Below are 19,072 nucleotides of genomic sequence, written 5' to 3'. Positions count from 1 at the left end.
CTCACTGCAACTCGGCGTCGTCGGCGCGAGCGGCCCATTCGGCGAAGCGCTCGCCCTCGGTGCGGCCGGCGATGAAGTTCCGGACCAGACGCTCGATGTAATCGATCGAGTCGTCGGCGTAGATCTTGTGCTGGCGCAGCTTACGGCCGAACCCGCTGTCGAAGCCGAGGGAGCCGCCCAGGTGGACTTGGAAACCCTCGACCGGATGGCCGTCGCCGTCGTCGATCAACTGGCCTTTGAGGCCGATGTCGGCCACCTGCACGCGCGCGCAGGAGTTGGGGCAGCCGTTGAAGTTGATCGTGATCGGCACGTCGAGCTGCTCGTTGAGTTCGGCGAGACGCTGCTCCATCTCCGGGACCAGCGCCTGGCTGCGGCTGCGGGTCTCGGTGAAGCTGAGCTTGCAGTACTCCAGGCCGGTGCAGGCGATCAGGTTGCGGCGCCAGCGCGACGGACGCGCGGTGAGCCCGACGGCCTCCAGGTCGGCTTCGAGCCCGGCGATCTTGTCCTCGGGCACGTTCACGACCACGAGCTTCTGGTACGGCGTCAGCCGGATGGAGTCCGAGCCGGCGCGCTCCACGGCGTCGGCGATGGCGAACAGCGCCATATCGGAGAGCCGTCCGGAGACCGCCGAGAAGCCGACCGCGAAGCGGCCGTTGGTCTGGGCGGTGATACCGACGTGGTCGATCGGCTGCGTCGGCCGCTCGGGAGCGGGACCATCGATCAGCGGACGCTTGAGGTACTCCGTTTCGAGGACCTCGCGGAACTTCTCGGGCCCCCAGTCCTTCAGCAGGAACTTCAGGCGCGCCTTGGAACGCAGCCGGCGGTAGCCGTAGTCGCGGAAGATCGAGATGACGCCCTCCCAGACGTCGGGCACCTCGTCGAGCGGCACCCACGCGCCGAGGCGCTGCGCCAGCATCGGGTTGGTCGAGAGGCCACCGCCCACCCACAGGTCGAAGCCCGGACCGTGTTCGGGGTGCACGACGCCGACGAACGACACGTCGTTGATCTCGTGCACCACGTCCTGCTGCCCGGAGATGGCCGTCTTGAACTTGCGCGGGAGGTTGGAGAACCGCGGGTCACCGATGTAGCGGCGCTTGATCTCCTGGATCGCCGGGGTGCCGTCGATCACCTCGTTCACCGACAGACCGGCGAGCGGGGAGCCGAGCATGCCGCGCGGGCAGTCGCCGCAGGCCTCGGTGGTGTCCAGGCCGACCTCGTCGAGACGGCGCCAGATCTCCGGGACGTTCTCGATCTCGATCCAGTGGTACTGGATGTTCTGGCGATCGGAGACGTCGGCGGTGCCGCGCGCGAAGTCGCGGGAGATGCCCGCGAGGGTGCGGATCTGGGCGAGATCGAGGTTCCCGCCGTCGGTGCGCACGCGCATCATGAAGTACGGCGCCTCGAGGATGTCGATGTTGTCGTCCCCGGTGAACGTGCCGTCGTAACCTTCGGCGCGCTGGGTGTACAGCCCCATCCAGCGGAAACGGCCGCGCAGGTCGGCCTTGTCGATGCCGTCGAAGCCGACATGCTGATAGGTGTCGATGATGCGGCGCCGCACGTTGAGCGGGTTGTCGTCCTTCTTGGACTGTTCGTTCGGGTTCAGCGGCTCGCGGAAGCCGAGCGCCCACTGGCCCTCGGCGCGCTTCTTGACCGGGCGGGCGCGCTTGCGCGGTGCGTCTCCGGCGGCCGCGGCACGGGCCGGCCGGTCGGACCGCGGGGTCCGGGCCGGGCGCTCGCGGGTCGCCTCGGGCGGGGTGTCGCCGGTCGACTCGGGGGTGGTGAGCGTCATCGATTCTCCTCGCGCACCGCGCATGGCGGCACGTCAATGGGGCTGTCAGAAAACGGTGAGAGTTGCCATCGGTATCGGCACGCGGGAGGGGCTGTTCCCGCGGCGCGCCCGGTGAAGGGACTGCTTCAGCGACCGAATGCGGCTACGACAGACACGATGCGCTGTCGCAGCGCATCAGGTCGATGTGTCGCCGTGCGATGAGGCGCACGCCCGCAGTAGTCACGTCATTCATGGTGCCACGTCCCCGGGTACCGCGTCTACTTGGGCTTATTTTTCCGCAGGGTGATTTTAACTGTCTCTGCTGGTCGTGGGTCATGATGGACGCATGTCCCTGCGCGCGCCGTCGATTCCGTTGCCCGCCGAGGCGACGGATCGTCTCAGGTCAGTGGGGGCGCGGCCGTTCGGGCTGTACCTGCACGTGCCGTTTTGCGCGACGCGGTGCGGCTACTGCGATTTCAACACCTACACCGCGGGTGAGCTCGGGTCGTCCACGTCGCCGGCCGCGTGGGCCGAGGCGGTACGCCGCGAGCTCGACGCGGCGGCCCGGCTGCTGTCGCCGGCCCGTCCGGTGGAGACGATCTTCGTCGGCGGCGGCACGCCGTCGCTGCTCGGTGCGGCCGGGCTGGCCGACCTGCTCGGCGCCGTCCGGAATTCGTTCGATCTCGCGCCGGGCGCCGAGGTGACCACCGAATCCAACCCGGAGTCCACGTCACCGGAGTTCTTCGACGGCCTGCGCGCCGCCGGCTACACGCGGATCTCGCTCGGCATGCAGTCCGCGGCGCCGCACGTGTTGCGGATCCTGGAACGCCGACACACGCCGGGCCGCGCGCTCGAGGCGGCGCGGGAGGCGGCCGCCGCCGGTTTCGAGCATCTCAACCTCGACCTCATCTACGGCACGCCGGGCGAGACCGACGACGACCTCGCCGCTTCCCTGGACGCGGTCCTCTCGGTGCCCGTCGACCACGTGTCGGCGTACGCGCTGATCGTCGAGGACGGCACCGCCTTCGCCCGCAAGGTCCGCCGCGGCGAGGTCCCGATGCCCGACGACGACGTCCTCGCGGCGCGCTACGAGCAGATCGATGCACGGCTGTCGGCGGCCGGTCTGACCTGGTATGAGGTGTCGAACTGGGCGGCGGCCGCCGGGTCGGGGGGCTTTTCGACACGGCCCTCGGCGAGCGCCTCGGACCGGCTCAAAGGGCGGACACAGCCTTCGGCCAGCGCCTCGGACCGGATCGAAGGGCGGACACAGCCCTCGGCTAGCGCCTCGGACCGGCTCGAAAGGCGGACACGGCCTTCGGCCGGCGCATCGGAGCTTTCGTCGCCGGCTGAGCCGGTGAGGAGCGCAGCGACGAGCCGTGTCGAAGCCGCCCCGGACCCCGACTCGGTCTGCCGGCACAACGAGGCCTATTGGCGCAGCGACGACTGGTGGGGGATCGGGCCGGGGGCGCACTCGCACGTCAACGGGGTGCGCTGGTGGAATCAGAAGCATCCGGCCACCTACGCGGCGTCCCTGGAATCGGGGTCGCTCCCGGTCGGCGGCTTCGAGATCCTCACCGACGACGACACGCACACCGAACAGGTGATGCTCCGGCTCCGGATGCGGTCCGGGCTGCCCGCCGGTGAGCTGACCGTAGACGAGGCCGACCGTGCGGAGCGGGCCGTCTCGGACGGTCTCCTGGCCCGTACCGGCGGCGCCTACGTGCTCACCGATCGTGGCCGGCTGCTGGCCGACGGGGTGATCCGGGACATCTTGGTCGATTGACCTGACCGTACTGTGGCGTCCGGCGCGCCGGTGTGAGTGTTCGCGCAGGTCGCGGGCGCTAAGACGGGCGTGAACCGGCCGGATACGTCACGGTCGGGCCGGCCCGGTCCGGTACCGGGTCCTCAGTCGATGGCGCGGTGGGCGCCGGAGCCGCGGCGGGCGGAGCGTCGCGGGTTGGCCGGGCGCGGAGCCAGGCCGGTGGCCGCGGTCGACGGGTCGAGCGGCGCGCCGACGGGCGGCAGCTGGCCGGTCGCGTTCAGGTCGATCGGCTGCGGTCCGGTGAACGGTCCCGAGACGGGCGCAGGCATGTGCGCGTTCGGGTCGAACCGCCCGGTGGCGATCAGTTCATCCAGGTCGAGAAGCCGCGCGTGGATGATCGTGCGGTTGCGCAACGCCGAACGCACGGCGCGGTGCAGGCCGTCCTCCAGGTACAGCTCGCCGCGATACTGCACGACGTGGGCGAAGAGATCGCCGTAGAAGGTGGAGTCCTCCGACAGCAGCTTGTCGAGGGCGAGAACGGTGGTGACGGTGATCAGCTGGTCGAGCCGGAACTGCCGCGGCGGGATCTGCGCCCACTCCCGCGCCGGCAGGGTCAGCTCGGGGTAGGGGCGGCCCTCCTGGACACCCTTGAAGATCATCGTCGGAGTATCTTTCGTCGATTCACTAGAATTGCCGATGTGACCATCGTCCGATGGTCCGGATCCACTGTAGGCACAACCGTTGGCGAGGTGGGCGAGTGTCGAGCACCGACGACCGTCGTTTCGAGATCCTGCGCGCGATCGTGACCGATTTCGTCGCGACGCAGGAGCCGATCGCGTCCAAGTCGCTCGTCGACCGCCATCAGCTCGGGGTGTCGAGCGCGACCGTCCGCAACGACATGGCCGTCCTCGAGGCCGAGGGGCTGATCGCGCAACCGCACACCAGCTCCGGCCGGGTCCCCACCGACAAGGGCTACCGATTGTTCGTCGACCGGATCCACGAGGTCAAGCCACTCTCCTCGGCGGAACGACGCGGCATTCTGACGTTCCTGGACACCGCGGTCGACCTCGACGACGTGCTTCGCCGCTCGGTCAAGTTGCTCGCCGAACTCACCCACCAGGTGGCCGTCATCCAGTACCCGGTGCTGTCGACGGCCCGAGTACGACGACTCGAGGTGGTGGCCCTGAGTCCGCGGCGCCTGCTGCTGGTGGTGATCACCGACACCGGGCGGGTGGAGCAGCGAATGGTGACGCTGCGTGATCCGCTGACCGAGGACGAGCAGTCGCAGCTGCGCAGCCTGTTCGGCGCTGCGCTCGACGGCAAACCGCTGCAGGAGGCGTCGGCGGCGGTCGCCGCGCTCACCGAGTCGGCGCCGCCGGAGTTGCAGCGGCCGATCGTGGCGATCGCGTCGATCCTGATCGAGACGCTCGTCGAACGGAACGAGGACCGGCTGGTGCTCGGCGGGACATCGAACCTGGCGCGCAGCGCGGGCGACTTCACCCCGGAGATCGGCGGAATGGACTCGGTGCTGGAGGCGTTGGAAGAACAGGTCGTGATCTTGAAGCTTCTCGCGCACACGCGCGAGAGCGACACGGTCACCGTACAGATCGGCGAGGAGACGCGGGCGGAGAACCTGCGCAGCACCTCGGTGGTCTCGACCGGGTACGGTGCTTCGGGCACCGTTTTCGGTGGCGTCGGTGTCGTCGGACCGACCCGGATGGACTATCCGGGCACGATGGCCTCCGTCGCCGCGGTCGCCCGATATGTCGGCGAAGTGCTCGCCGACCGATAGTCGAAGTCAGTAAGTAAGGACGATTGTCACGTGGCTCGTGATTACTACGGCACTCTGGGCGTGTCCCGGGGTGCCACCGACACCGAGATCAAGCGCGCCTACCGCCGGCTCGCGCGGGAATTGCACCCCGACATCAACCCGGCCGAGGAGGAGCGCTTCAAAGAGGTGACCACCGCGTACGAGGTGCTGTCCGATCCGGACAAGCGGCGCATCGTGGACGCGGGCGGCGACCCGCTGTCCGGCCCCGGCGGCATGGGCGGTGGTTTCGGCGGCGACTTCGGTGGCCTGGGGGACATCTTCAACACTTTTTTCGGCGGTGGCGGGGGCTTCGCCGGGGGGCGCGGGCCGCGTGGGCGCGTCCGCCCCGGTGAGCCCGCGCTGGTCGGTGTGACACTCGATCTCGAGGAGATCGCCGCCGGTGCCGAACGCGAGATCACCGTCGACACCGCCGTCCTCTGCGATGTGTGCGACGGTGCTGGCACACGGGGCGATTCGCGGCCGCAGACCTGTCCCACGTGCAAGGGCCAGGGCGAGATCCAGTCGGTCCAGCGGTCGTTCCTCGGCAACGTGATGTCGGTGCGCGAATGCCCCGAATGCCACGGCGCCGGTGAAGTGATCCCCGATCCGTGCCTCAAGTGCGGCGGCGACGGCCGGGTCCGCAGCCGCCGGACCCTGACGGTCAAGATCCCGTCCGGCGTCGAGGACGGAATGCGTGTCCGGCTCGCCGGGCAGGGCGAAGTGGGTCCCGGCGGTGGTCCGGCCGGTGACCTGTACGTCGAGATCCGCGAGGAGCAGGACGAGGTCTTCGTCCGCGACAAGGACGACCTGCACTGCACGCTGCGGGTGCCGATGGTCGACGCCGCGCTCGGCTCGACGCTCGACGTCCCGACCGTGCTCGGCGGCGTCGCGACCATCGACGTCGCGCCGGGCACCCAGCCGGGCACCGTGGTGACGGTGAAGGGCAAGGGCCTGCCGCACCTCAACACCGGGCTGCGCGGCAACCTGCATGCGCACCTGGAGGTCGTGGTGCCCGCGAAGCTCGACGGCACCCAGTCCGACCTGCTGCGCAAGCTGCGCGAGGCGAGCGGCGAGGACGTCGAACTCGTGACCGCATCGTCCAAGGGCGGCAGCGGCGGGCTGTTCTCCCGGCTGCGCAACGCGTTCGCGGGCCGATGACACCGCCGGTCTTCTGGGTCGACGACGTCCCGCGCGCCGGAGAGAGCGCGCTGGTGACCGGCCCGGAGGGCCGACACGCGGTCACCGTCACGCGGCTCCGCGCGGGCGAGAAGGTGATCGTGGGCGACGGCCGCGGCACGCGCGCCGAGTGCACCGTGACCGACGTGTCCGGCAAGGACCGGCTGACCGTGCGCGCCGGCCGCGTCGAGTTCGTCGCCCGCCCGGTGCCGCTGGTCACCGTGGTGCAGGCGCTGCCGAAGGCGGAGCGCTCGGAACTGGCCGTCGACCTGGTGACCGAGGCCGGCGCGGACGCGATCGTGCCGTGGCAGGCCGCGCGCTCGGTGGCCCGCTGGTCGGGAGCCAAAGCGGTCAAGGGCGTCGAGAAGTGGCGGGCCACCGCGGCGACCGCCGCCAAACAGGCACGACGCGCCTGGATCCCCGAGGTGCACGACCTCTCGACCACCATCGACGTCCGCGCGATCTGCGCGCGCGTGCACGCCGCGGGCGGTGTCGTCGCCCTGCTGCACGAGGACGGGGCGACGCCGTTCCGGTCCATCGATTTCTCGGCCGCGCCCGAGGTGGTGCTGGTGATCGGGCCCGAGGGCGGACTGACCGACGAGGAGGTCGCCGATCTCGCGGCGCTCGGCGGACGTTCGGTGGTGCTCGGTCCCGAGGTGCTGCGGACGGCCGCCGCCGGGGCGGTGGCGCTCGGCGCGCTCGGTGCGGTGACCGCCCGCTGGGCGCGGTGACGGTCGGCGTGAAGCGCTGCAAGATCGCCTACGGCGACCACCCTTCCCAGTTCGGGCACCTCTACATTCCCGCGCTGGCCGAGTCCGAACAGCGGGCGCCGCTGGTGGTCGTCGTGCACGGCGGGTCGTGGTCGACCGAGTTCGGGCTCACCATCGAGACCGCGGTGGCCCGGGATCTCGCGATACGCGGCGCCGCCGTCTGGAACGTCGAATACCGGCGCATCGAGGAAGGCGGTGGCTGGCCCACGACCGGCCGCGACGTGATCGCCGCCCTGCAAGCCCTGGACGGACCCGTCGCCGAGGCGCTGGCCCTCGCCGGAGCACGCGTCGACCGCACCGCGGTCTCAGTCATCGGGCATTCGGCCGGCGGACAACTCGCCACCTGGTCCGTCGCCCGGCTCGGCGCCCGGACCGCGAAGCACCGGATCGCGCTGGTCGTGCCGCAGTCCGGGGTCCTCGACCTCACCCTGCCCGGTGCCCGCGACCGCGCCTCGCTGGTCCGTTTCCTGGGGGCCACGTACGACGAAGCGCCCGAGCGCTACCGCGACGCCTCCCCGGCGCACGCCCCGGTCACCGATGCGACCGTTGCCGTCGTGCACACGATCGACGACGAGTCGGTGCCGGTGGAACTGAGCCGCCACTACGCCGAGCTGATGACCGGGCGCGGGCAGACCGTCTCGCTCACCGAGGTGCCGGGCGACCACGCGGCGTTCCTCGACCTGCGCGGCCTGGCGCATCGCGCCACCCTCCGGGTCCTCGGACTGTAGAGGCGGTCGGCCCGGGAACCGATTCGACAGGCCGGGATAGACTGGTTCCGACTGACCAGCGACTTTCAGGAGTGAAGACCTTAGTGACTGACGACGACCCCGCCGGGCGCCCGGCGCGTGGCGAGCGGGCCGGCCGTGAGGCGACGTCGAACCTGGAGATCCCGCACGAGCTGGTGGCCGGACTGCTGGGGGCCGCCGACGTCAACCTCCGCACCCTGGAGTCGCAGCTACCGGCGGCGGTGCACGTCCGCGGCAACAAGATGACGCTGACCGGACGGCCCGCCGATCTCGCCGCCTCCGAGCGGGTGATCGCCGAACTGGTGACGCTGGTCCGCACCGGCACCCCGCTCACGCCGGACCTGATCCGCGAGTCGATGTCGATCCTGTCCGACACCGCGGCTGCGGAGAGCCCGGCGCAGGTGCTCAGCCTGGACATCATCGCCCGGCGCGGCAAGGTGATCCGCGCCAAGACCCTGAATCAGAAGCGCTACGTCGACGCGATCGACGCCAACACGATCGTCTTCGGGCTCGGCCCGGCCGGCACCGGCAAGACCTACCTCGCGATGGCCAAGGCCGTGCAGGCGCTGCAGCGCAAGGAGGTCAGCCGCATCATCCTGACCCGCCCGGCCGTCGAAGCCGGGGAGCGGCTCGGCTTCCTGCCCGGCTCGCTGAGTGAGAAGATCGACCCCTACCTGCGTCCCCTGTACGACGCCCTGCACGACATGATGGATCCCGAGGCCATCCCGAAGCTCATGGAGGCCGGCGTCATCGAGGTCGCCCCGCTCGCATATATGCGTGGCCGGACGTTGAACGATGCGTTCATCATCCTCGACGAGGCGCAGAACACCACCGGCGAGCAGATGAAGATGTTCCTCACCCGGCTCGGATTCGGGGCCAAGATGGTGGTGACCGGCGACATCACGCAGGTCGACCTGCCAGGTGGCGCGCGGAGCGGCCTGCGGATCGCCGCGCGCATCCTCGACGGCATCGACGACATCCATTTCGCCGAGCTGACCAGCGCCGATGTCGTCCGGCACAAGCTGGTCGCCGACATCGTCGACGCGTACGGCCGCGCCGAGGAGGACGGCACCCTGAGCGGTCAGGCATCCGGCAATCGCGCGCAGCGGCGCGCCCACACCCACGGAGGCCGGCGACGGTGAGTATCGAACTGTTCAACGAGTCCGGGGTCGACGCCCCCGAGGACCAGATCATCGAGGTCGCGCGGTTCGCGATGGCCGCCATGGATGTGCACGCCGCGGCCGAACTGTCGATACAGCTGGTGGACAACGACACCATGGCCGACCTGCACATGCAGTGGATGGACCTGCCCGGCCCGACCGACGTGATGAGCTTCCCGATGGACGAGCTCACCCCCGGCGGCCACCCGGACGCCGCCGAACCCGGCCCGGCGATGCTCGGCGACATCGTGCTGTGCCCCGAGTTCGCCGCCGAGCAGGCCAAGACGCAGCGGCACAGCTACGAGCACGAGCTGGCCGTCCTCACCGTGCACGGCGTACTGCATCTCCTCGGCTTCGACCACGCCGAACCGACCGAGGAGAAGGAGATGTTCGGGCTGCAGAACCGGATCATCGCCGACTGGTACGACGCCCGCGAGGTCCGGGCCCGGGAGGACCGCCAAGCGGCCAAGGACAGTCGCCTGATGCGCGACCTCGGCTTCGACTCCGGTTCCGGCGCGGGCCCCGGGAGGGCCTGATTCATGGTGCGCGACATCGCCTTTCTGGGTGTCGCGGCACTGCTGACCGTGCTGGCCGGCGCCTTCGCGGCGATCGACTCGGCGCTGTCGACGGTGTCCGCGGCGCGCGTGGAAGACCTCGTCCGCGGCGAGCGGGGCGGCGCCCGGCGGTTGCTGCGGGTGATCGAGCAGCGCTCCACCTATCTCGGGCTCACCGTCCTGCTGCGGATCGGCTTCGAGACGGCGTCGACCGTGCTGGTCGCCATCCTCGCCACCGATGCGCTCGGGCTGACCTGGGGCATCGTGGTGGCGGTGCTGGCGATGACGGTCGTGTCGTTCGTGGCCGTCGGCGTCGGCCCGCGGACCGTCGGCCGCCAGCACGCCTACTCGATCGCGCTCGTCGCCGCGCCGGTGCTCACCGCCCTCGGGGTGCTGCTGCGACCGGTGACGCGGGTGCTGATCGTGCTCGGCAACGCCGTCACCCCGGGCCGCGGATTCCGCAACGGCCCGTTCGCCACCGAGGTGGAGGTTCGCGAGGTGGTCGACCTCGCCCAGTCGCAGGGCGTCGTCGACGACGACGAGCGCCGCATGATCCAGTCGGTCTTCGAGCTCGACGAGACCAACGCCCGCGAGGTGATGGTGCCGCGGCCGGAGATGGTCTGGATCGAGGACGACAAGTCGGCGACGCAGGCCCTGAGTCTCGCGGTCCGGTCCGGCCATTCGCGGATCCCGGTGATCGGGGAGAACCCGGACGACGTCCTAGGCGTGATCTACCTCAAGGACATCGTCGAGCGGATGCTGCCGCAGGGCACCACGGCGACCGATCTGACCGCCGCGGACCTGATGCGCGAAGCCTGGTTCGTGCCCGACTCCAAGCGCCTCGACGACCTGCTGGAAGACATGCAGGCCCAGCACAACCACATGGCGATGCTGGTCGACGAGTACGGCGGCATCGCCGGACTGGTCACCATCGAGGACGTGCTGGAGGAGATCGTCGGCGAGATCACCGACGAGTACGACACCGACGAGGTGGCCCCGATCGAAGAGCTGTCCGAGGGCGTCTACCGTGTCTCCTCGCGGCTGCCCGTCGAGGATCTCGGCGAGCTGTACGACGTCGAACTCGGCGACGACGAGGTGGAGACCGTCGGTGGTCTGCTCGCCTGGAAGCTCGGCCGCGTGCCGCTGCCGGGCTCCCGGGTGAAGATCAAGGGCCTGCTGCTGACCGCCGAGGGCGGGCCCAACCGGGTGGGCCGGCAGCGGATCACCTCGGTGCTGGTGCGCAAGCACGAGAAGCGGGTCAAGGACCCGGACAAGAAGGCCGCGAAGAAGACCAAGCGGGACAAGTCGGCCGTCGTGCCGGAAGGAGAACAGCAGTGACCGACACCGACATCGAGGCCGGCGAGTTCCGGTCCGGGTTCATCTGCTTCGTCGGCCGGCCGAACACCGGCAAGTCGACGCTGACCAACGCGCTGGTGGGCGACAAGATCGCGATCACCTCGAACCGCCCGCAGACCACCCGGCACGCGATCCGCGGCATCGTGAACCTGCCGGACGCGCAGCTGGTCCTGGTCGACACCCCCGGCCTGCACCGCCCGCGCACGCTGCTCGGCAAACGCCTCAACGAGCTGGTGCTCGACACCCTCTCCGAGGTCGACATCATCTGTCTGTGCATCCCCGCGGACGAGCCGATCGGCCCCGGTGACAAGTGGATCATCGAGCAGATCAAGCCGCTCGCGAGGCGCACCAAGGTGGTGGGGATCGTGACCAAGCTCGACAAGGTCTCGCCCGACAAGGTCGGCGAGCAGCTGATCAAGCTGTCGGAGCTGCTCGGCGCCGACGCCGAGGTGATCCCGGTGTCGGCCAAGAGCGGCAAGCAGCTCGACGTGCTCTCCGATCTGCTGGTCTCGCTCTGCGAGCCCGGCCCGGCCTTCTACCCGGACGGCGAGCTGACCGACGAGCCCGAGCAGGTCCTGATGGCCGAGTTCATCCGCGAGGCCGCCCTCGAAGGCGTCCGCGACGAACTCCCGCACTCTCTCGCGGTCACCATCGAGGAGGTGATCCCGCGGGAGGACTCCGAGCCGCCGATGGTCGACGTCCACGCCACCCTCTACGTCGAACGCGACAGCCAGAAGGGCATCGTCATCGGCCACCGCGGCTCGCGCCTGAGGGAGGTCGGCACCGTCGCCCGCAAACAGATCGAGAAGCTCCTCGGCTGTCGCGTCTACCTCGACCTTCATGTGAAGGTCGCCAAGGACTGGCAGCGCGACCCGAAACAGCTCGGCCGCCTCGGCTTCTAGCACTCACCGCCCGTCGAGCCGCCGAGCCGCCGAGCCAAGGCTGCCCGTCGAGCCGGGGACTTTCGCCGCCCGTCGAGCCGGACCTCCACCGCCCGTTGAGGCGGGGACTTTCGCCGCCCGTCGAGCCGGACCTCCACCGCCCGTCGAGGCGGGGACTTTCGCCGCCCGTCGAGCCGGACCTCCACCGCCCGTTGAGCCGTCGACGAACGAAGTGAGGAGGCGAGTCGAAACGCCGCCTCTCGCGCGAAGCCCACATGACGGTCGAGCGAAGTCGAGACCACCCACCCCGAATCGGTTCGACTCATCCGTCCCGGATGATGCGCGAGCCGCCGAACCACGGCACGATGACTTCACGAGCGCAGTCCCTGCGCCGATGATCCGCGCCGTCGAAGGAGTTCTCCGATGATCCGTTTCCTGTTGAGTGTCGCGGTGAGCCTCGTCTCCGCGGTGGTGGCCTTCCTGGTCGCCTGGGCGGCGATCGACGGCTTCCATCTGACCGCCCGCGGCTTCTTCATCGCGGTCGCTCTGTTCACCGCGCTGCAGTCGCTGCTCGCCCCGTTCGTGTTCAACGTCGCCCGGAAGTACGCGTCCGCGGTCCTCGGCGGCATCGGCCTCGTCTCCACACTTCTCGCGCTCTGGATCACCACCCTGATCAGCGATGCGCTGACCATCTCCGGTGTCACCGCCTGGATCTCGTCGACCGTCGTCGTCTGGCTGGTGTCCGCGCTGGGCACCTGGGGGATCGGCTATCTGGTACTGCGGCGCTGGTGGGACGCGAAGCAGGCGGCGCAGGCCGAGAACGCCGCCGCCGATGCCGCCCTCGCCCGCCGCGAGGCCAAGAGGGGCAAGTAGGCGGTCACCGTGTCGGAGCCCGGCTTGTCGCCCCGCGATGAGACAATGCCCGGGTGAGGAATTACCAGGACGAAGCGGTGGTGATCCGCCAGCACAAGCTGGGCGAGGCCGACCGCATCATCACCTTCCTCACCGCCGAACACGGCCTGATCCGGGCCGTGGCGAAGGGGATCCGGCGGACGCGTTCGAGATTCGGGGCGCGGCTGGAACCGTTCGCCCACGTGCACGTGAATCTCTACCCGGGCCGCAGCCTGGACATCGTCACCCAGGTGCATACGCTCGACGCCTTCAGCGAGGCGATGTCGCGCGACTACTCGCGCTACACCACGGCGTGTGCCGTTCTGGAGACCGCCGAACGACTCGCCGGTGAGGAGCGCGCCCCGGCCCAGCAGCTGTACCGGCTGACCGTGGGCGCGCTGACCGCGCTGGCCGAGGACCGCCGGGAGCGGCAGCAGATCCTCGACGCGTTCCTGCTCCGGGCGATGGGATCGGCGGGCTGGATGCCGGTGCTCGACGTCTGTGCCCGCTGCGCGAATCCGGGACCGCACAAGGCTTTTCATGTCGCGGCCGGGGGAGCGGTGTGCGTCTACTGCCGACCTGCGGGCGCGGCGACCCCGACCCTCGGTGTGCTGGAACTGATGGATGCGCTGGCCCGGGGGCACTGGGCCGACGTCGCCGCGGCCACCCCGTCGCAGCAGCGACAGGCGACCGGGCTGATCGCGGCGCACCTGCAGTGGCATCTGGAACGACGCTTGCGGACGCTGCCGCTCGTCGAGCGCGATGCGCCGCCTAATCTGGCAGTACAGGCCCGGCCGGAGTCTCCCGCCCAGGCCGCGCCGACCGCCACCACCGCGTAGCACCCCGACTCGACAAGAAGGTGAGGCCGCCGATGGCCCGACTGACTCGCCGCCGCCCGGTGCCCGGGGTTCCCCGCGCGATCCGTCCGCCGGACCCGCATCCGTCGGGTGCCGTGCCGCCGGCCATCCCGCCGGAGTTCGTGCCGAACCACGTGGCGCTGGTGATGGACGGTAACGGCCGCTGGGCGCAGGACCGCGGGCTCCCGCGCACGGAGGGGCACAAGCGCGGGGAGGCCGTGCTGATGGATTCGGTGTGCGGGTCCATCGAGATCGGCGTGAAGTGGCTGTCGGCGTACGCCTTCTCCACCGAGAACTGGTCGCGCAGCCCCGACGAGGTGAAGTTCCTGATGGGCTTCAACCGCGACGTGATCCGTCGCCGCCGCGACGAGATGCACGAGATGGGCGTGCGGGTGCGCTGGGCGGGCCGTCGTCCCAAGCTGTGGCGCTCGGTGATCAAGGAGCTGGAGGTCGCCGAGGAGCTGACCCAGGACAACGACGTGCTGACCCTGGTGATGTGCGTCAACTACGGCGGTCGCGCGGAGATCGCCGACGCCGCCCGGGAGATCGCCCGCCGTGCCGCCCGCGGGGAGATCGACCCCGAACGCATCACCGAGGCGAGTTTCGCCCGCTATCTCGACGAGCCGGACATGCCCGACGTCGACCTGTTCCTCCGCCCCTCCGGCGAGCAACGGCTCTCCAACTTCCTGCTCTGGCAGAGCGCCTACGCCGAGATGGTCTACCAGGAGAAACTGTTCCCCGACTTCGACCGGCGCGACCTGTGGGCCGCCTGCCTGGAGTACGCCAAGCGCGACCGCCGCTTCGGCAGCGCCTGACCGGCGAACACCTCCAAGCCGGAATCCGTCCCCCACCCGGTTTCCGTTCCACCCGCCGCAGCAGTGCGTGTGGTGCGACGGAAACCGGGTGCGGCGACGGAAATCGGGTGGGGGGACGGAATGCGGCTGAGAGGCTCAGGTCGCCGAGGGGGCCTGTTCCTTCTGTTCTTGAAGCAGGCCGAGATCGGCGAGGCGTTCCTGCTCCTCGATCGACAAGGTCTGGATGGAGCCGATCCGCCGGGCCACCTCCGGCCGGGTGAACCGCAGGTACGTGTACCAGGCGAGGCCGAGGGCGAGGAGGCCGAGGAACACGAACGGCAGGATGTTGTACGGCCATTCCGGTGTCGGCACCACGTTGCTGACGATCACGTATCCGAGGGCGAGGAGGGCGGCCCCGGACACGACCGCCCGCAGCGGGGTGAGCGCCTTGATCCGGTACAGCCAGATCGGGGTCGCGATCACCACGAGCAGGTAGCTGATAAGGAATCCCCAGGTCGCGACGTAGCCGCCGTAGACGTCGAAGATCAAACGGCCGGCGTTGCTGAGCGTCGCCGCCCACGAGAAGGCGATCGCCAGCACGCCGACGAACGCGACGCCGACCCACGGGGTCCCGTGCCGGCGATGGACCCGGCTGAACGCCTTCGGGAGAGCGCCCTCGTGCGACAGGGTGAACAGCGAGCGCGCCGCCGAATTGGTCACCGCGGTGACGAAGACGATGAACGCGACGGCGACCGTCAGGCTCACCACCGGCTTGATCCACGGCACGCCGGTGGAGTCGGCGAGCTGCGGGAGGATCGCCTGGTCGTTGTCGATGGATCCGAACTGCAGGACCTGCGGGTACGTGGCGAGGATGTAGAGCACCCCGAGGAGCAGCACCACCCGCAGCAGGGAACGGGCGATGGTCCGGTGGGCGTCGCGCGCCTCGGCGCCCAGCGAGGCCACCGACTCGAAACCGGCGTACGACCCGACACCGACGACGGCGGCGACGAAGGTCGAGCTGTTGCCGAGATGGCTGAGACTCCACTGCGCGGTGTCGATCCGGAAGCCGTACGAGATGTACGACGCGACGATGATCACGAACACCGAGACGACGGCGACCAGCTCGAAGACCAGCTCGTACTTCGCCGCCAGCGACGCACCGCGGTAGGGCAGATAGATCGCGACGACGGCGACGACGGTCGCGAGCAGCAGCTTGAACCACGTCGTCTCGGATCCGATACCGATCTCGGTGAGGAACGAGTCCACGTAGAGGACGCCGCCGAGCGTCCCGGTGGTCGCGAAACCGATGTAGCCGAGCAGGAGCGCGAGGCCGGCGGCGAACGCGGCGGCCGGACCGAGACCGTTGCCGGCGTAGGTGCCGAGCGAGCCGGACGAGACGGTGCGTCGTGCCTGGAAGCCGATGGTCGCGGCCAGCAGCAGCGCGATGACGAGGCCGACGACGGCGGCCCAGGCGGCGCCCTTCCCGGCCGCGACGTACAGGGAGATCGGCACGGAGGCGAGGGCGACGGACGGTGCCGCCGCGGCCAGTCCCTGGGCGAACACACCCCAGGAGCCCAGTGCGTCTCTGCGCAGGCCGGTGTGCTCGGCGGAGGTCAGGGTGCGTCCGGCGAGGGTGATCTCGGCGGACGGCGGGGATTCGGGCCGCGTGTCAGGTGCGGGAGATGCGGCGGAAGCCGGCGCCGGATCGTGGGTGAGGGTCATCGGAATGCCTTCTGTGCGTGTGGAGGTCACCGCGGCGTGCGGTGGAGGTCGGGGTGATTCGGTCGGCGGCGATCAGCTCGGCGGGGGTGATCCCGGCGGTCGCGCACACGTCGGTACAGAGGTAGAGCAGGTTCATGGGGCTGACTTCTCTCGTGAGTTCGGCGATTCAGGCGGATGCCCGGGCCGGGGTGTGCAACGGTGCGCTCGGTGCGGCCGCGGAGAGGTGGCCGCGCAGGGTCGACGTCGCGTATTCGTGGCGGTACAGGCCGCGGCGGCGCAGGATCGGGATCACCTCGTCGACGATCACCTCGAGGCCGTCGAGGAGGACGTCGGGCTGCAGGTTGAAACCGTCGACGCCGCCGGCGGCGAACCACTCCTCGATCCGGTCGGCGAGTTCTTCCGGGGTGCCGACGAAACCGGTGTGCCCCGAACCGAGGTAGCGCGACTGCCGCAGGTATTCGCGGACGGTCGGATCGGTGCGGCGGATCTGCGCGACGATCGATTCCCGGAACCCGACGCTGCCGGTGAAGTGCTGCAGATCGGGCGGGGCATCGAGCACCTCGCGAGGGAACGGCGCGTCCAGGTCGAAGGTGCTCGCGTCGACGCCGATCGCCCCGGACAGCCACCGCACCGAGTACGACGGCGGCCCGGCATCGTGCAGGTCGTCGCTGCGCCGCACGGCCTCGGCGTGGGTGCTGCCGAGCGTGGTGAGCAGCCCGGGGACGATCTTCACGGCATCGGGTGAGCGGCCCGCGGCGACGGCGAGCCGCTTGACCTGCCGATAGTGTTCGATCGCGCCGTCGAGGGTCAGTTCGGCCGCGAACACCCCCTCGGCGACCCGCCCGGCGAGGGCCCGGCCCTTCACCGAGCCGCCGGCCTGGAACAGCACCGGTGCGCCCTGCGGTGAGGGCGGCGTGCGCAGCCGTCCGGCGACGTCGAAGTGCTCCCCGTGGTGGACGACGGACCGGCCGGTGCGCGCGGAATCCCAGAGTCCGGTGACCACGTCGACGAACTCGGAGGCCCGTTCGTAGCGGTCGTCGCGCAGCGGGACGTCGGGCAGCCCGAAGTTCCGGGCCGGGGCCGGTCCACGCGAGGTCACGATGTTCCAGGCGGCGCGGCCTCCGGACACGTAGTCCAGGGTCGCGAGGCGTTCGGCGAGCTCGGCGGGGTCGTTGAAGGTGGTCGATGCGGTGGCCACCAGCCCGATGTGTTCGGTGTGCGCGGCCACGTGCGCCCAGTTCACCGTGGGTTCCAGATGAGCCGGGTTGGCGTCGTACGTCGGATCGTAGAGAGCGGGGATGTCGGCGAGGAAGAGTGCGTCGAGCGTGCCGCGTTCGGCCGTCTGAGCGATCCGCGTCCAGTAGTCCGGATCGACGAACGAGTGGGCGTGCAGGCGCGGACTCTGCCACGACGCGGGCAGGTAGCCGAGCACCAGAGCGTTGACACCGAGGATCACATGACCATCGCGGGTGCTCATCGCGATGCCTCCGCGTGATCGAAGGCCGGGACCGGATCGAGAGTGCGGCCGGCGAGCGGAACACCGAGCGCCGGCCGCAGGGGACCGGGCGGAGTGGGTCGCAGGCCCGCGCCGAGAAGGTGCTCGGCGGCGTCGAGCAGCGCCGGAAGGGTCTCGCCTGGGCGGCCGTTCAGCAGCAGTCCGTCGGGGGCACCCGTCCAACTCGGCGTTCGTTCCTCCCGGTCGAAAACGACGACCTGTCCGTCCGGGCCGATCGAAAGATCGGCGGGGACCGGGGTGGGGCCGCCGCGCGGTGAGTACCAGGCGAGGACGCCGGCGCCGGTCGCCGGTTCGGGGACGGTGAGCGGTCCGGCGATCCGGTAGGCGCCGTCGGCGTCGACGCGGTCGATCCGCCGGGAATCGACGAACACGCCCGCGGTGCGATCGGCGAGCACCGCGTCATACGGCCAGCTCTGCTCCAGGTCGCGGACGGCGCCGAGACCGTCGCAGAAGCGGTGAGGCGGGTCCTCGCCCGGCCGCAGCCACGGCTCACCCGCCGGTAGCGGCGAGTGCCGTTCGGTGAAGACGAGGCCGATCCGGCCGTCGGCGAGGTGACCGGCCGAGGCGGACCGTCGTGCCACGTTGTAGGGGTGATCGCGGCCGAAGCTCACCGGCGCGAGGAGTCGTGCGCGGCCGGAGCCGGCCGCGAGAAACGTGGCCGTCACGGTCGCCTCGAGGCTGTACGACGACGTGGCCGCCGGGTCGAGACGTTCGATGCCGGGAACGGTGAATCCCAGGGGAAGGCGGTCCCAGCGGGCGCGCAGAGCGTCGTCGGCGAGAAGATCGATCACCTGGTCACCGGTGATCCCGAGTGCCAGATAGGGCGTGTACGTGCTCAATTCCCCTGACCTCCGCGCGGACCGCCGATACCGCCCAGCACGGGGACCGGGTCGGTGCCGTTGACCAGCCAGTCCCCGACGATCCGGGCTTTGTAGACCCGCGGATTGTGGGAGGCGAGAGTGCGGGCGTTGCGCCAGTGCCGGTCCAGCGCGATGGACGACGAGACGCCGGACGCCCCGAGCGCGTCGAACACCTCGGTGGTGGCCGTCAGCGCGTGCTCGATGATCACGAGCTGGGCCCGGTCGGTGGACAGCTGCGCGGCGCGGACCAGGGCGGTCCGGGCGTCGAGGTCTCCGGCGGCGTGCGCGGCGGCGACGGCATCCAGATCGCGGGCGGCGGCCGAGAGCGCCGCGGCCGCGCCGAAGCCGTGGGCGTCGGCCTCGCCGATCACTTGGAGGAGCTGCGGGTCGCGCGTCGGTGTCTGGTCGGCGGCCTGCGGGGGGGGGGGGGGGGGGGGGGGGGGGGGAGG

The 19,072-nt window shown here is 70.3% G+C and carries 18 protein-coding genes; 12 read left to right on the top strand and 6 right to left on the bottom strand.

The annotated features are described in order from the left end of the window. Position 1 precedes the first annotated feature (1 nt). Positions 2-1,789, bottom strand: coding sequence for a nitrite/sulfite reductase (locus tag ACSEEN_RS05015; protein WP_371306833.1), 1,788 nt, complete (start codon positions 1,787-1,789; stop codon positions 2-4). Positions 1,790-2,114: 325 nt separating this feature from the next. Here ACSEEN_RS05015 and ACSEEN_RS05010 point away from each other — a divergent pair, with 325 nt between their 5' ends. After that, the gene (locus ACSEEN_RS05010; protein ID WP_298445236.1) at positions 2,115-3,551 is read left to right on the top strand and encodes a coproporphyrinogen-III oxidase family protein; all 1,437 of its coding nucleotides are present in this window, start codon (positions 2,115-2,117) and stop codon (positions 3,549-3,551) included. 122 nt (positions 3,552-3,673) lie between these two features. Here the strand turns inward: ACSEEN_RS05010 and ACSEEN_RS05005 are convergent, their stop codons facing one another. Then, positions 3,674-4,189 (bottom strand): type II toxin-antitoxin system VapB family antitoxin, encoded by a 516-nt coding sequence (locus tag ACSEEN_RS05005; RefSeq protein ID WP_298445234.1) that lies wholly within the window; start codon positions 4,187-4,189, stop codon positions 3,674-3,676. 98 nt (positions 4,190-4,287) lie between these two features. Here ACSEEN_RS05005 and hrcA point away from each other — a divergent pair, with 98 nt between their 5' ends. The 11 genes from hrcA to ACSEEN_RS04950 all read left to right on the top strand — a co-directional run bounded on the left by hrcA (position 4,288) and on the right by ACSEEN_RS04950 (position 14,546). Continuing rightward, positions 4,288-5,322, top strand: a complete 1,035-nt coding sequence (gene hrcA, locus ACSEEN_RS05000) for a heat-inducible transcriptional repressor HrcA (protein WP_371306830.1) — start codon at positions 4,288-4,290, stop codon at positions 5,320-5,322. A 30-nt stretch (positions 5,323-5,352) separates the two neighbouring features. Beyond that, complete coding sequence (dnaJ, locus tag ACSEEN_RS04995; RefSeq protein ID WP_298444145.1) at positions 5,353-6,498, top strand: molecular chaperone DnaJ; 1,146 nt, start codon at positions 5,353-5,355, stop codon at positions 6,496-6,498. Continuing rightward, positions 6,495-7,247, top strand: a complete 753-nt coding sequence (locus ACSEEN_RS04990; RefSeq protein WP_440712519.1) for a 16S rRNA (uracil(1498)-N(3))-methyltransferase — start codon at positions 6,495-6,497, stop codon at positions 7,245-7,247. Before dnaJ ends, ACSEEN_RS04990 begins: the two co-directional genes overlap by 4 nt. Continuing rightward, entirely contained in the window at positions 7,244-8,014 is a 771-nt protein-coding gene (locus ACSEEN_RS04985) for an alpha/beta hydrolase family protein (protein ID WP_371306829.1), read from the top strand. The genes ACSEEN_RS04990 and ACSEEN_RS04985 overlap by 4 nt, the downstream gene beginning before the upstream one ends. Before the next feature lie 83 nt (positions 8,015-8,097). Further along, on the top strand, positions 8,098-9,174 hold the full coding sequence (locus tag ACSEEN_RS04980; RefSeq protein WP_247864233.1) for a PhoH family protein: 1,077 nt from the start codon (positions 8,098-8,100) through the stop codon (positions 9,172-9,174). Beyond that, complete coding sequence (gene ybeY / locus ACSEEN_RS04975; protein WP_371306828.1) at positions 9,171-9,728, top strand: rRNA maturation RNase YbeY; 558 nt, start codon at positions 9,171-9,173, stop codon at positions 9,726-9,728. The genes ACSEEN_RS04980 and ybeY overlap by 4 nt, the downstream gene beginning before the upstream one ends. Positions 9,729-9,731: 3 nt before the next feature. Then, on the top strand, positions 9,732-11,084 hold the full coding sequence (locus ACSEEN_RS04970; protein ID WP_298444140.1) for a hemolysin family protein: 1,353 nt from the start codon (positions 9,732-9,734) through the stop codon (positions 11,082-11,084). Then, the gene (gene era, locus ACSEEN_RS04965; RefSeq protein WP_371306827.1) at positions 11,081-12,004 is read left to right on the top strand and encodes a GTPase Era; all 924 of its coding nucleotides are present in this window, start codon (positions 11,081-11,083) and stop codon (positions 12,002-12,004) included. The genes ACSEEN_RS04970 and era overlap by 4 nt, the downstream gene beginning before the upstream one ends. A gap of 402 nt (positions 12,005-12,406) precedes the next feature. Beyond that, complete coding sequence (locus tag ACSEEN_RS04960) at positions 12,407-12,856, top strand: hypothetical protein (RefSeq protein ID WP_298444137.1); 450 nt, start codon at positions 12,407-12,409, stop codon at positions 12,854-12,856. 53 nt (positions 12,857-12,909) lie between these two features. After that, positions 12,910-13,713 (top strand): DNA repair protein RecO, encoded by an 804-nt coding sequence (recO, locus tag ACSEEN_RS04955; RefSeq protein WP_371306826.1) that lies wholly within the window; start codon positions 12,910-12,912, stop codon positions 13,711-13,713. 32 nt (positions 13,714-13,745) lie between these two features. Further along, positions 13,746-14,546 (top strand): isoprenyl transferase, encoded by an 801-nt coding sequence (locus ACSEEN_RS04950; protein ID WP_247864227.1) that lies wholly within the window; start codon positions 13,746-13,748, stop codon positions 14,544-14,546. Positions 14,547-14,681: 135 nt separating this feature from the next. Here the strand turns inward: ACSEEN_RS04950 and ACSEEN_RS04945 are convergent, their stop codons facing one another. The 4 genes from ACSEEN_RS04945 to ACSEEN_RS04930 all read right to left on the bottom strand — a co-directional run bounded on the left by ACSEEN_RS04945 (position 14,682) and on the right by ACSEEN_RS04930 (position 18,994). Further along, a complete protein-coding gene (locus ACSEEN_RS04945; protein WP_298444134.1) occupies positions 14,682-16,247 on the bottom strand; it encodes an APC family permease in 1,566 nt (521 codons plus the stop codon). Positions 16,248-16,413: 166 nt separating this feature from the next. Next, the gene (locus ACSEEN_RS04940) at positions 16,414-17,724 is read right to left on the bottom strand and encodes an NtaA/DmoA family FMN-dependent monooxygenase (protein WP_371306825.1); all 1,311 of its coding nucleotides are present in this window, start codon (positions 17,722-17,724) and stop codon (positions 16,414-16,416) included. Then, positions 17,721-18,602: an LLM class oxidoreductase gene (locus ACSEEN_RS04935; RefSeq protein WP_371306823.1), complete on the bottom strand. Its 882-nt coding sequence runs from the start codon at positions 18,600-18,602 to the stop codon at positions 17,721-17,723. The genes ACSEEN_RS04940 and ACSEEN_RS04935 overlap by 4 nt, the downstream gene beginning before the upstream one ends. After that, the gene (locus ACSEEN_RS04930; RefSeq protein ID WP_440712518.1) at positions 18,599-18,994 is read right to left on the bottom strand and encodes an acyl-CoA dehydrogenase family protein; all 396 of its coding nucleotides are present in this window, start codon (positions 18,992-18,994) and stop codon (positions 18,599-18,601) included. The genes ACSEEN_RS04935 and ACSEEN_RS04930 overlap by 4 nt, the downstream gene beginning before the upstream one ends. Positions 18,995-19,072 lie beyond the last annotated feature (78 nt).

The sequence above is a fragment of the Gordonia marina genome, assembly GCF_052036135.1.
GTDB lineage: Bacteria > Actinomycetota > Actinomycetes > Mycobacteriales > Mycobacteriaceae > Gordonia.
The sequence above is the reverse complement of the archived record's forward strand: the minus strand, read 5'-3'. Positions and strand labels throughout refer to the sequence as shown.

Coding starts and splice junctions, on each gene's coding strand:
- ACSEEN_RS05015 (WP_371306833.1), bottom strand. CDS start 1,789: ATGACGCTCACCACCCCCGAGTCGACCGGCGACACCCCGCCCGAGGCG.
- ACSEEN_RS05010 (WP_298445236.1), top strand. CDS start 2,115: ATGTCCCTGCGCGCGCCGTCGATTCCGTTGCCCGCCGAGGCGACGGAT.
- ACSEEN_RS05005 (WP_298445234.1), bottom strand. CDS start 4,189: ATGATCTTCAAGGGTGTCCAGGAGGGCCGCCCCTACCCCGAGCTGACC.
- ACSEEN_RS04990 (WP_440712519.1), top strand. CDS start 6,495: ATGACACCGCCGGTCTTCTGGGTCGACGACGTCCCGCGCGCCGGAGAG.
- ACSEEN_RS04970 (WP_298444140.1), top strand. CDS start 9,732: ATGGTGCGCGACATCGCCTTTCTGGGTGTCGCGGCACTGCTGACCGTG.
- ACSEEN_RS04960 (WP_298444137.1), top strand. CDS start 12,407: ATGATCCGTTTCCTGTTGAGTGTCGCGGTGAGCCTCGTCTCCGCGGTG.
- ACSEEN_RS04950 (WP_247864227.1), top strand. CDS start 13,746: ATGGCCCGACTGACTCGCCGCCGCCCGGTGCCCGGGGTTCCCCGCGCG.
- ACSEEN_RS04945 (WP_298444134.1), bottom strand. CDS start 16,247: ATGACCCTCACCCACGATCCGGCGCCGGCTTCCGCCGCATCTCCCGCA.
- ACSEEN_RS04940 (WP_371306825.1), bottom strand. CDS start 17,724: ATGAGCACCCGCGATGGTCATGTGATCCTCGGTGTCAACGCTCTGGTG.